Source organism: Mycobacterium sp. MOTT36Y, from assembly GCF_000262165.1.
Taxonomy (GTDB): Bacteria; Actinomycetota; Actinomycetes; order Mycobacteriales; family Mycobacteriaceae; genus Mycobacterium; species Mycobacterium intracellulare.
Genome location: NC_017904.1, coordinates 4,486,495 through 4,498,621, shown reverse-complemented (window position 1 = coordinate 4,498,621; position 12,127 = coordinate 4,486,495). Strand labels below are relative to the sequence as shown.

The 12,127-nt window shown below is 69.5% G+C and carries 12 protein-coding genes; 9 read left to right on the top strand and 3 right to left on the bottom strand.

Annotated elements, in window-relative coordinates:
- The first annotated feature begins 16 nt into the window (after positions 1-16).
- Genes W7S_RS20460 through W7S_RS20450 form a run of 3 tightly spaced genes read left to right on the top strand, consistent with a single transcriptional unit; the run spans position 17 to position 2,972 of the window.
- Complete coding sequence (locus W7S_RS20460) at positions 17-1,570, top strand: FAD-binding protein (protein ID WP_008259920.1); 1,554 nt, start codon at positions 17-19, stop codon at positions 1,568-1,570.
- 17 nt (positions 1,571-1,587) lie between these two features.
- Positions 1,588-2,421, top strand: coding sequence for a biotin--[acetyl-CoA-carboxylase] ligase (locus W7S_RS20455; protein ID WP_008259913.1), 834 nt, complete (start codon positions 1,588-1,590; stop codon positions 2,419-2,421).
- A gap of 32 nt (positions 2,422-2,453) precedes the next feature.
- On the top strand, positions 2,454-2,972 hold the full coding sequence (locus tag W7S_RS20450) for a PH domain-containing protein (protein WP_008259908.1): 519 nt from the start codon (positions 2,454-2,456) through the stop codon (positions 2,970-2,972).
- Here W7S_RS20450 and W7S_RS20445 read toward each other — a convergent pair.
- Positions 2,927-3,586, bottom strand: coding sequence for a GtrA family protein (locus tag W7S_RS20445; RefSeq protein WP_008259906.1), 660 nt, complete (start codon positions 3,584-3,586; stop codon positions 2,927-2,929). The two genes, W7S_RS20450 and W7S_RS20445, sit on opposite strands and share 46 nt — an antisense overlap.
- Before the next feature lie 108 nt (positions 3,587-3,694).
- Between W7S_RS20445 and W7S_RS20440 the strand changes: the two genes are divergently transcribed.
- The 6 genes from W7S_RS20440 to W7S_RS20415 all read left to right on the top strand — a co-directional run bounded on the left by W7S_RS20440 (position 3,695) and on the right by W7S_RS20415 (position 10,223).
- The gene (locus W7S_RS20440) at positions 3,695-4,999 is read left to right on the top strand and encodes a 5-(carboxyamino)imidazole ribonucleotide synthase (RefSeq protein WP_081490169.1); all 1,305 of its coding nucleotides are present in this window, start codon (positions 3,695-3,697) and stop codon (positions 4,997-4,999) included.
- Positions 5,000-5,026: 27 nt separating this feature from the next.
- Complete coding sequence (gene purE, locus W7S_RS20435; RefSeq protein ID WP_041298268.1) at positions 5,027-5,542, top strand: 5-(carboxyamino)imidazole ribonucleotide mutase; 516 nt, start codon at positions 5,027-5,029, stop codon at positions 5,540-5,542.
- A gap of 83 nt (positions 5,543-5,625) precedes the next feature.
- Positions 5,626-6,795: an acyl-CoA dehydrogenase gene (locus W7S_RS20430; RefSeq protein WP_008259901.1), complete on the top strand. Its 1,170-nt coding sequence runs from the start codon at positions 5,626-5,628 to the stop codon at positions 6,793-6,795.
- Positions 6,796-7,042: 247 nt separating this feature from the next.
- Positions 7,043-8,188 (top strand): PP2C family protein-serine/threonine phosphatase, encoded by a 1,146-nt coding sequence (locus W7S_RS20425; RefSeq protein ID WP_008259898.1) that lies wholly within the window; start codon positions 7,043-7,045, stop codon positions 8,186-8,188.
- Complete coding sequence (locus W7S_RS20420; protein WP_008259883.1) at positions 8,185-9,786, top strand: CHASE3 domain-containing protein; 1,602 nt, start codon at positions 8,185-8,187, stop codon at positions 9,784-9,786. The genes W7S_RS20425 and W7S_RS20420 overlap by 4 nt, the downstream gene beginning before the upstream one ends.
- Positions 9,783-10,223 carry a response regulator gene (locus W7S_RS20415; RefSeq protein WP_008259874.1) on the top strand — a complete coding sequence of 147 codons (441 nt, stop codon included), beginning with the start codon at positions 9,783-9,785 and terminating at the stop codon, positions 10,221-10,223. Before W7S_RS20420 ends, W7S_RS20415 begins: the two co-directional genes overlap by 4 nt.
- A 27-nt stretch (positions 10,224-10,250) precedes the next feature.
- Here W7S_RS20415 and pstA read toward each other — a convergent pair whose 3' ends face one another.
- Complete coding sequence (pstA, locus tag W7S_RS20410) at positions 10,251-11,099, bottom strand: phosphate ABC transporter permease PstA (RefSeq protein WP_008259864.1); 849 nt, start codon at positions 11,097-11,099, stop codon at positions 10,251-10,253.
- 1 nt (position 11,100) lies between these two features.
- Positions 11,101-12,126 (bottom strand): phosphate ABC transporter permease subunit PstC, encoded by a 1,026-nt coding sequence (gene pstC, locus W7S_RS20405; RefSeq protein WP_050989424.1) that lies wholly within the window; start codon positions 12,124-12,126, stop codon positions 11,101-11,103.
- Position 12,127: the final 1 nt, after the last annotated feature.

The window sequence follows — 12,127 nt, the reverse complement described above, 5'->3', positions numbered from 1 at the left end:
ATAGGCTGCGCTGACTATGGGCACGGTGGACTGGAAGGCCGAATGCGACGTACTGGTCGCGGGATCGGGCGGCGGCGGCGTCACCGGCGCGTACACCGCGGCGCGCGAAGGCCTTGACGTGCTCCTGGTCGAGGCGACCGACAAGTTCGGTGGCACCACCGCGTACTCCGGCGGGGGCGGCGTGTGGTTCCCGTGCAATCCGGTGCTGCTGCGCGCCGGCACCGACGACACCATCGAGGACGCGCTCACCTACTACCGCGCCGTGGTCGGCGATCGCACCCCGCGCGAGCTGCAGGAAACCTACGTCCGCGGCGGCGCGCCGCTGATCGAGTACCTGGAGGCCGACCCGAACCTGAAGTTCGTGCCGCTGCCGTGGCCCGACTACTACGGCAAGGCGCCCAAGGCGCGCCTCGACGGCCAGCGTCACATCGCGGCCAAGCCTCTGGCGGTGGCCGCCGCCCCCGAATTCCGCGACGCGATCCGCGGGCCGCTGGACACCGACCGGCTCGGCGCCGAACCGCCGTCGGACTACTACGTCGGGGGCCGCGCGCTGATCGCCCGATTCCTCAAGGCCATCGGCGAGTACCCGAGCGCGTCGCTGCAGCGCGACACCGCACTGGTCGACCTCGTGGTAGACGAGGGCCGCGTGACGGGAGCGATCGTCGAGACCGGCGGGCAGCGCCGCGCCATCCGCGCCCGCCGGGGAGTGCTGCTGGCCGCCGGCGGCTTCGAGGGCAACGACGAGCTCCGGCGAAAGTACGGGGTGCCGGGCAGCGCGCGAGACACCATGGGGGGCCCGGGAAGTCGCGGTCTGGCGCTGCAGGCCGGCATCGCCGCGGGCGCGGACACCGACCTACTGGACCAGGCCTGGTGGTCGCCGGGCATGACCCACCCCGACGGCCGGTCCGCCTTCGCGCTGTGGTTCACCGGCGGCATCTTCGTCAACCAGGACGGCGACCGGTTCGTCAACGAGTCCCGGGCCTACGACCGGGCCGGCCGCGAGATCATCGCGCAACTGCAGGACGGCTCAATCACGTTGCCGTACTGGATGATCTACGACGACTCCGAGGGCGAGGTGCCGCCGGTCAAGGCGGCCAACGTCTCCATCGTCGAGACCGAGAAGTACGTCGCCGCCGGCCTGTGGCACTCCGCGGACACCCTCGAGGAGCTGGCCGCCAAGATCGGGGTGCCGGGCGAGCGGCTGGCGGCAACGGTGAAGCGGTTCAACGGTTTTGCCGCCTCCGGCGTCGACGAGGACTTCGGCCGCGGTGACGAGGCATTCGATCGTGCGTTCTCGGCGGGCGCCTCGCCGCTGGTGCCCATCGACTCGCCGCCCTATCACGCCGCGGCGTTCGGCATCTCGGACCTGGGCACCAAAGGCGGCCTGCGCACCGACGCCGCGGCGCGGGTGCTCGACACGTCCGGCCACCCGATTCCGGGCCTGTACGCGGCGGGCAACACGATGGCCGCGCCCAGCGGCACCGCGTATCCCGGTGGGGGCAACCCGATCGGAACCAGCATGCTGTTCAGCCACCTGGCCGTCCTGGACATGCGCGACCGTCGGTCCTGAGTTCTAGGCTGGGTCCGGTGACAGACCGAGATCAACTTCGAGCGCCGCTGGACGCCGCCGCGCTGCGCGCCGAGTTGATCGGCACCGGGCTGGGCTGGCGTCAGCTCGACGTCGTCGAGCAGACCGGATCCACCAACGCCGACCTGCTGGCGCGGGCGGCCCGGAGTTCAATGGGCGCCGACGTCGCCGGCGCCGTGCTGATCGCCGAGCACCAGACCGCCGGCCGCGGGCGGCACGGCCGCGGCTGGTCGGCCACCCCGCGCGCCCAGATCACCATGTCGGTCGGCGTCAGCGTCGTCGACGTCCCCAGCACCGGGTGGGGCTGGCTGCCGCTGGCCGCCGGGGTGGCGGTGGTCGACACCGTCGCCCCGCTGCTGGAAGGGTCCGGGGCCCGGGTGGGGCTCAAATGGCCCAACGACGTGCTGGCCGGGCCGGCCGATTCGCCGGGCAAGCTGGCCGGGATTCTCGCCGAGGTGGCAAAGCCGGTGGTGGTTATCGGCTTGGGGCTCAACGTGACTCAGTCCGCCGAGGAGATCGACGGCCCCGGCGCGACGTCGCTGCTCGATCTCGGCGTGGCCGAACCCGACCGCACGCGGTTGGTGTCGGACCTGCTGCGGGAGCTGGGGCGGCGGATCGTGGCCTGGCGCGCCGCGCGCGGCGCCGACTGGGCGCTGGCCGCCGACTACCGGGCGCGCAGCCTGACCCTCGGCAACCGGGTGCGCGCGCACTTGCCCGGCGGCAAGCAGATCGACGGCACCGCGACCGCCATCGACGATCAGGGCCGGTTGTGCCTGGACAGTGGCGGGCAGACCGCCGTCGTCGCGGCCGGCGATGTGGTGCATTTGCGCTAGTTCGTCGCGCCGCGAGGCTAAGGTCGGCGGGCATGGGCTATCCGGACAATGTGCTGGCCGCCGGCGAGCACGTCATCGTGCATCGGCACCCGCACTGGAAGCGGTTGATCTGGCCGGTGCTGGTTCTCATCGTGGTGACCGGGCTGGCGGCGTTCGGCTCGGGATACCTCAACTCGACGCACTGGGAGCAGCTCGCCAAGAACATCATCCACGGCGTCATCTGGGGGATCTGGCTGGTGATCGTCGGGTGGCTGACGTTGTGGCCCTTCGGAAGCTGGCTGACGACACATTTCGTGGTGACGAACCGGCGGGTGATGTTCCGGCACGGGGTGTTGACGCGCACCGGGATCGACATCCCGCTGGCCCGGATCAACAGCGTGGAATTCCGCGACCGGATCACCGAGCGAATGTTTCGCACCGGGACGCTGATCATCGAATCGGCGTCACAGGACCCCTTGGAGTTCTACGACATTCCGCGGCTGCGCGAGGTGCACGCGCTGCTGTATCACGAAGTCTTCGACACCCTCGGTTCCGAGGAATCGCCGAGCTGACCCAGGCGGCCGGCCCGATTGCGCCAGGCGCGCAGCAGGGTGACGTTTCCGCCCTCGATCTCGTCTTCGAAGATCTCGGCAATACCGCCGGCGGTGAGGGCGGATTCCAGCGCCTTGTCGGGGGTGCGGGCAAATTGGTCCGGAAATACCCAGCGGCGGAACGCCCAGAAGCGGAACGCCATCTGCAGCAGGTTTCCGATGATGTAGGCCGAGATGAAGTCGGCGAGGTTTTCCACCGCCAGCGACACCGTCGGCACGCGCAGTTGCAGCACGTAGCTGGAGAACCACAGCGGCGCCATGGACAGCAGCACCCCGACGCCGCTGAACGCGAAGAACAGCAGGGCCTCGTGGTGGCGCTCGCGGCCGCCGCGGTTGCGGAAGCTCCATTCCCGGTTCAGCACGTAGGACGCGATGACCGCCACGATCCCGGCGATCACCTTCGCGGTGACCGGTTTGGGTTCAAGAATTGTCAGCTTGAGCGTGTAGAAAATCGCCGAGTCGATGACGAACGTGGTGCCGCCGACAATGGCGAATTTGATCAGTTCGTGGTGGCGTAGCAAATAGGGCTGCAAAACCCTTGGCAGACGCGCGATCGTGGCTTCGGCGAAGGACACAACACGTCAGTGTACGGACGGACACAAATTCGACGCAAAATCGTACATAACAATTCAGTGTCAGCGCCGGTCACACGCCTTGGCGGCGGTGTGCGCGGCCGTGACACGATGATGGCCGTGCCGAGTACACGCCCCCCGGGCGCAGCCCCCCTCGAAACGCGCCCCCCGGCCGCCCGAGCCGTTCCCCGGGTCATCCCCGTCGTCGCGATGGTTGGAGGCGGTCAGCTCGCCCGGATGACCCACCAGGCGGCGATCGCCCTGGGGCAGACGCTGCGGGTGCTGGCCACCGACGCCGGCGAATCGGCCGCGCTGGTCGCCCCCGACGTGGTGATCGGTTCGCACACCGATCTCGAGGACCTGCGCCGGGTGGCCGAGGGTGCCGACGTGCTGACGTTCGATCACGAGCACGTGCCGACCGAACTGCTGGACAAGCTCGTCGCCGAGGGCGTCAACGTGGCGCCACCGCCACAGGCGCTGGTGCACGCGCAGGACAAGCTCGTGATGCGGCGGCGGTTGGAGGCCCTCGGCGTGCCGGTGCCCCGCTACGCCGAGATCCGCAGCGTCGACGAACTCGACGAGTTCGCGCGGGGGATCGCCGGGCCCGTGGTGGTGAAGGCGATCCGCGGCGGTTACGACGGGCGTGGGGTGCGGATGGCCCGCGACCCGGTGCACGCTCGCGAGATCGCGGCCGCCTTCCTGGCCGACGGCGTGCCGGTGATGGCCGAGGAGCAGGTGAACCTGCGCCGCGAGCTCTCCGCGCTGGTGGCCCGGTCGCCGTTCGGGCAAGGGGCGGCGTGGCCGGTCGTCGAGACCGTGCAGCGCGACGGGATCTGCGTGCAGGTGATCGCCCCCGCGCCGGACCTGCCCGGCGAGCAGGCCGCCGCCGCACAGCAGCTGGCGCTGCGGCTGGCGGCCGAGCTTGGCGTGGTCGGGGTGCTCGCGGTCGAGCTGTTCGAGACCGGTGACGGGTCGCTGCTCGTCAACGAGCTGGCGATGCGGCCGCACAACTCGGGGCACTGGACCATGGACGGGTCGCGCACCAGCCAGTTCGAGCAGCATCTGCGCGCGGTGCTCGACTACCCGCTCGGCGACACCGACGCGCTGGCGCCGGTGACCGTGATGGCCAACGTGCTGGGCGCCGCCGAAGCTTCCGGGCCCCCGCAGATGAGCGTCGACGAGCGGCTGCACCACCTGTTCGCGCGGATGCCCGACGCGCGGGTGCACCTGTACGGCAAGCAGGAGCGCCCCGGCCGCAAGGTCGGCCACATCAACTTCGTCGGCCTGGACCCGGCCCGCGAAAGCGTGGCGAAGCTGCGGGAACGCGCCGACCTGGCGGCACACTGGTTGTCACACGGGCAGTGGACGGACGGATGGGATCCACACGCCGGCGACGATGCAGAGCGCAGTCGATGAGGAGGAGCGGCGCAAATGACCATGACCATGAGTGAGCAGCAGGCTCGCGTCGGCGTGATCATGGGCAGCGACAGCGACTGGTCGGTGATGGCCGACGCCGCGGCGGCGCTGGCCGAGTTCGACGTGCCGGCCGAGGTCCGGGTCGTCTCGGCGCACCGCACCCCGCAGGTGATGTTCGACTACGCCCGCGACGCGGCCGGGCGCGGCATCGAGGTGATCATCGCCGGCGCCGGCGGGGCGGCGCACCTGCCCGGCATGGTCGCGTCCGCGACGCCGCTGCCGGTGATCGGCGTGCCGGTGCCGCTCGCGCGGCTCGACGGCCTGGACTCGTTGCTGTCGATCGTGCAGATGCCCGCCGGTGTCCCGGTGGCCACGGTCTCCATCGGCGGCGCCCGCAACGCCGGCCTGCTCGCCGTGCGCATCCTCGGATCGTCGGACCCGGCGCTGCGTGCCCGGATCGTCGACTTCCAGCAGCAGCTGGCCGAGACCGTGCGGGCCAAGGATGAGGCGCTGCAGCAGCGCCGGGGTAAAGTTACCGACTAGTAGCTTGGCGACGAGGCGCGCCGCGCCCGCGCAGGAGTCGGGCGGTTCGGCAGGGCGCCACAGGAGAGCGTAGGAGGCTCGAGATGGCTGGATGGGCCGGAAATCCCACCTTTGATCTGTTCCAGTTGCCCGAGGAACACACCGAATTGCGGGCGGCGATCCGCGCGCTGGCGGAAAAGGAAATCGCCCCGCACGCCGCCGACGTCGACGAGAACTCGCGCTTCCCGCAGGAGGCGCTGGAGGCCCTGAACGCGTCGGGCTTCAACGCCGTGCACGTGCCCGAGGAGTACGGCGGGCAGGGCGCCGACTCGGTGGCCGCGTGCATCGTCATCGAAGAGGTCGCCCGCGTCGACGCCTCGGCGTCGCTGATTCCCGCGGTCAACAAGCTCGGCACGATGGGGCTGATCCTGCGCGGCTCCGACGAGCTGAAAAAGCAGGTGCTGCCCTCGATCGCGGACGGCTCGGCGATGGCGTCCTACGCGCTGTCCGAGCGCGAGGCCGGCAGCGACGCCGGATCGATGCGGACCCGGGCCAAGGCCGACGGGGACGACTGGATCCTCAACGGCGCCAAATGCTGGATCACCAACGGCGGCAAGTCGAGCTGGTACACGGTGATGGCGGTGACCGATCCGGACAAGGGCGCCAATGGGATTTCGTCGTTCATGGTGCACTCCGACGACGAGGGATTCAGCGTCGGGCCCAAGGAAAAGAAGCTGGGTATCAAGGGTTCGCCGACCACCGAGCTGTACTTCGAGAACTGCCGCATCCCGGGCGACCGGATCATCGGCGAGCGGGGCACCGGTTTCAAGACGGCGCTCGCGACGCTGGACCACACCCGGCCCACCATCGGCGCGCAGGCGGTCGGCATCGCCCAGGGCGCGCTGGACGCGGCCATCGCCTACACCAAGGACCGCAAGCAGTTCGGCCGCCCGGTCAGCGACAACCAGGGCGTGCAGTTCATGCTCGCCGACATGGCGATGAAGGTGGAGTCCGCCCGGCTGATGGTGTACCACGCTGCCGCCCGCGCCGAGCGCGGCGAATCGCACCTGGGCTTCATCTCGGCGGCGTCGAAGTGCCTGGCGTCCGACGTCGCGATGGAGGTCACCACGGACGCGGTGCAGCTGTTCGGCGGCGCCGGCTACACCGTCGATTTCCCCGTCGAGCGGATGATGCGTGACGCCAAGATCACCCAGATCTACGAGGGCACCAATCAGATTCAGCGCGTGGTGATGTCGCGGGCGCTGCTGCGCTGATTCGTTCCGCGGGTCCATTGGGAAAACCCGGCCCGCACCGCATAGGATCTCCACGGCGCGTGAAGTCCAAGCCGACGGTCGGTAAACAGGCACCGGCTATCCCGTCCGACCACCGCCAACGAGCAAGGGTCTTATCGCGGCCAGGGGGTCTGCAAGTGCAGAACGTGACTTCCCACACCCGTCCACAGATGGCCGGGAATTGATTCCGGCACGTGCTCCGGTCACGCCGACGGCGAGTTGGCAATCCTTGTCGTTGCTCTTGGTCGAGGACGACCGCGCCGACGCGGTGCTCGTGGAAGACCTGATCGCCGACGCGGCCGCCGACATCCGGGTGGTGTGGGCCAAGTCGATGGCGGACGCCGAACGCGAGCTGGAATCCGCCCGCCCCGATTGCGTGCTGCTGGATCTGCACCTGCCCGACGCCAGCGGGATCGACGCGTTGGACCGCGTGGCCAAGCTGGACGCCACCGTCCCGATCGTCGTGCTGACCGGGCTCAACGACGAGTATTTCGGGGCGTCGGCCGTCGCCGCCGGCGCCCAGGACTACCTGGTCAAGGGCCGCGTCGAGCCGGAGATGCTGCGCCGCGCGCTGCTGTACGCGATCGAGCGCAAGCGCGCCGAGCTGATCGCCGCCGACCTGCACGCGACCCAGCTGCGGGCCCGGGAGAACGCGCTGCTGGAACGCGGACTGCTGCCCTCCCCGCTGCTGCTGGACGACCCGGGCGTCGACATCGTCGCCCGCTACCGCCCCAGCCGTGAAGGCGCTTTGCTCTGCGGCGACTTCTACGACGTCGTCCAGACGCCCGACCGGATCGTGCACGTCCTGATCGGCGACGTCGCCGGGCACGGCCCGCACGAGGCGGCCCTGGGCGCGGCGCTGCGGATCGCGTTTCGCACGCTCACCTTCGCCGGCGTGCACGGCGTCGACCTGATGCGCCAGCTCGAGCGGGTGCTGTATTCGGAACGCACCGGCACCGGCATCTTCGCGACCGTGCTCAGCCTCGAGATCTGCCCGGAGCGCCCGGAGGTCAGCGTCATCCGCGCCGGGCATCCGGGGATGTTGCTGCAGGGCGGCGGCGCGGTGCAGTGGGTGGAGCCGCCGGGCGGCCCGGCGCTGGGCCTGCGCGCCGACGGCTGGCCGCGCCACGAGCTGGAGCTGCCCGCCGGCCACGGCCTGCTGTTGCTGACCGACGGTCTCTACGAAGGCTATTCGGGGCAGGGGACCGAGCGGCTCGGCGAGGACGGCCTGCTCGAGCTGGCCCGCTCGCACGCCAACCGACCCGGCCCGGCATTCGTCGACGCCCTCATCGACGGCGCCCAGGAACTCGCCGAGCCGCGCGGCGGCCTCACCGACGACATCGCCGTGCTCCGCATCGAGAGGACCACCACGTGATCCCACCGGCTCCGCTTCGGCTCGCGCAGCTCACCGTGCGGGGGTGGCTGGCCCTCGTCCTGTGGATCATGGGTGCGACGGTGCTCCTCGGCGCGGTCGTCGGCGGGGTGCTGCTGGACCGCACCGACCAGGTGTCGCGCCAGGTGGGCGAGGACATCCAGCCGGCGCGCGTCGCCGCGACCCATTTGCAGGCGGCCCTGCGGGACCAGGAAACGGGCGTGCGCGGTTACCTGATCACCGCCGACCGGCAGTTCCTCGCGCCGTATTACGACGGGCAACGCGCCGAACGGGCGGCCGCCGACGAGATTCGGCGGCTGGTGGGCGGGCGCGCGGAGCTGATCGCCGACCTGGAGGCGGTCGAAACCGCCGCCGCGGACTGGCGCACCAGCTACGCCGAACCCGTCATCGCGGCCGTGACCCCCAAGGTTCCCAGCGTCGTCAGCACCTCGATGGCCGACCTCGGCAAGGCCAAATTCGACCGTCTGCGAGTGCTTTTCGACACGCAGAACACGCACCTGGCCGACGCGGCGGCCAGCGCCGTCGACGAGCTCAACGACATCAACGGCTGGCGCGACTGGGTGCTGGGCGCGATGGTGCTGATCGTTTTGGCCGCGGCCCTGCTGTTGGGGTTGCTGAGTCGCGCGGCGATCACCCGGCCGATCGCGAACCTGGCCGCGGCCTGCCGCCGGATCACCCAGGGCAATTTCGACGAAGTGATCTCGGCGCCCAAGCGGCCCAAGGACATTCGCAACATGGCCATCGACGTCGAGAACATGCGCAAGCGCATGGTCGAAGAGCTCGACGTGTCCCGTTCGGCCCAAACCCTGCTCGATGAGCAGACCGCCGAATTGCGCCGGTCCAACACCGAACTCGAGCAGTTCGCCTATGTCGCCTCGCACGATCTGCAGGAGCCGCTGCGCAAGGTGGCCTCCTTCTGTCAGCTGCTCGAGAAACGGTACGCCGACAAGCTCGATGAACGCGGCATCGAATACATCGGATTCGCGGTCGACGGCGCCAAACGCATGCAGGCGCTGATCAACGACCTGCTCACCTTCTCCCGGGTCGGCCGGCTGGGCACCACGGAGACCGAGGTGCAGCTCGACGCGACGCTTGACGCCGGCCTGGCCAACCTGGCCGTCGCGATCGAGGAGACCGAAGCCCAGATCGTGCGCCCGACGGAGCCGCTCCCGGAGATCGTGGGGGATCCGACGCTGCTGACGATGCTGTGGCAGAACCTGATCGGCAACGCGATCAAGTTCCGGCACAAGGATCGCCCGCCCCGCGTCGTCATCGAATGCGCACCCGGCGAGGGCACCCACGACGGCGAATGGTTGTTCAGCGTGTCGGACAACGGCATCGGCATCCCGGAGGAATTCTCCGACAAGGTCTTCGTCATCTTCCAGCGGCTGCACGGCCGGGAGGTGTACGCGGGAACCGGCGTGGGTCTCGCGTTGGTCAAGAAGATCGTCGAGCACCACGGCGGCACCGTGCGGATCGACACGTCCTACACGGAGGGGACGCGATTCGAATTCACGTTGCCCATGCCCGGGCCCGTCGAGGAAGAGGACTCAGTCGCTTTGGAAGGAGCGCATCAGTGACACCCGAAGGAAGAGCGATCGACATCCTGCTGGTCGAAGACGACCCGGGGGACGAGCTGATCACGCGAGAAGCGTTCGAGCACAACAAACTCAAGAACAGGCTGCACGTCGCGCACGACGGGGAGGAGGGACTCAACTACCTGTACCGGCGCGGCGAGTTCGCCGACGCGCCGCGGCCCGACCTGATCCTGCTGGATTTGAACCTGCCCAAATACGACGGCCGCCAGCTTTTGGAGAAGATCAAGTCCGACCCCGACCTGGCCCAGATCCCGGTCGTCGTGCTGACCACCTCCTCGGCCGAGGAGGACATCCTCAAGAGCTACAAGCTGCACGCCAACGCCTACGTCACCAAACCCGTTGACCTGGACCAGTTCATGAAGGCGGTCCGGCAGATCGACGAGTTCTTCGTTCAGGTGGTGCGGCTGCCGACGGCCTGAACGAGACTGTGGCGCAACCGAATCGGGCTACCCGGATTCCGAGTGCCGCCGCGCGAACCAGGTGATCAGCCGCCCGAGGATGATCAGCAGGAACACGAACACGATCAGCAGGAACGCGGCGTCGTAGGACAGGTCGCGGGCCGCCTTCGACGGCAGGTTGTAGAACGTCCAAATCGGGTAGGTCAGGTAGCCGACCGGTGAGTCGGTGAGCTTGCCGGTCGGGGCCGAGTTCGACCAGCCCGCCGTGTACAGCATCGGCGCCGTCTCGCCCACCGCCAGCGCGAGCGCCACCAGTAACCCGGTGACGATGCCGGGGATCGCCGACTTGAGCACGATCTTGCGCAGGGTCCAGCCGAGCGGCAACCCGAGCGCTTCGGCCCCCTCCCGGTAGGCCGTGGGCACCTGCGCCAGCGCGGACTCGGTGGCCTTGGCGATGTAGGGAATGCTCATCGCCGAGAGCGTCAGCACCCCGGCCGCCAGGGAGAAGCCCCAGTGGAATTTCACCACCAGGGCCAGGTAGCCGACGTAGCCGAGCACGATCGACGGGATGCCGGACAGGATCTCGTAGGCGCCGCGCAGGATGGAACGCGTTCTGCCGCCGGCGAATTCGGAGAGATAGATCCCGGTCAGCACGCTGACGGTGCCCCCGACCAGCATGACGCCGACGCCGATGACCACGGTGCCGATGATGGCGTTGCGCAGCCCGCCGCCGTTGCCGCGGGTGTTCTCGGTGAGCACGCTCCATTTGAAGACCGGCAGGGCGCGCCCGACGACCTCGACCAGCATCCACAGCGTCGGCACGACCACCACCGCCAGGCAGCACACGCAGCCGATCCAGAACAGCGCGTTGACGATTTTGCGTCGGGTACCGACCATCTCAGACACCCCGTCCCACCGGCAGCGCCGTGCCCGACACCCGGCGCACCATCGCGCGGGCCGCGACGTTCGTGAGCAACGTGATCACCATCAACACCAGGGACACCTCGGCGAGGGTCTTCACGGCGAAGTCGGTGAAGTCCGTCATCGCCGAATCCAGCTGCGACACAACGGTGGCCGCGATGGTGGTCATCGTCGCGTAGATGTTGGCGGGTATCGCGCCCAACACTGCACCCGACACCATGGCGACGGCCATCGTCTCTCCCAGCGCGCGACCGAGCCCGAGCACCACCGCGCCGACGATGCCGCTCGACACCCACGGCAGGGTGACCCGCCGCGCGCACTCCCAGTCGGTCATCCCCAGCGCGACCGCGCCCTCGCGGGGCAGCACCGGCACCTGACGGATCAGGTCGCGGGTGGTGCTGGCGATGATGGGAATGACCATCACCGCCAGCACCAGCCCGGACACCAACAGGCCCTCCCCGTTACCGGTGTTGCCGCGCAAGTAGCTGAGCACCGGCACGTCGGGCGCGTTGCGGGCGATCGCCGGGGCCACGTAGTGGGCGATGAACGGACCGAATGTCATTGCGCCCCAAAGGCCGACGATGACGCTGGGGATGCCGGCGAGCAATTCGAGCACCATCCCGATGGCCGACGCGAGACGCTTCGGCAACCGCTCCACGATCACCAGCGCCGCCCCGATCGACACCGGCACCGCGATGACCAGGGCGATCGCCGAGGTCGCGAGGGTGCCCACGATCAGCGGTAGCGCCCCGTAGTAGGCGCCGACGGGATGGCGGACGCCGCGGGTGACGACGGCGTCGCCGTAGGTGTTGCCGGGGTTCCACTCGGTGGCGGTGAAAAAGTGCAGCCCGTTGACCCTGATCGCGGGCAGCGCCTCGAGAAGCAGGGTCGCGAGCACGAACACGAGCGCGAGCAGCGGAACCACCGCGCCCGCCACACCCAGGGAACGGATGGCCAGGCCCGGGCGGCGCGCGCCGCGGATCCGCGCCCGCGCGCCGCCCATC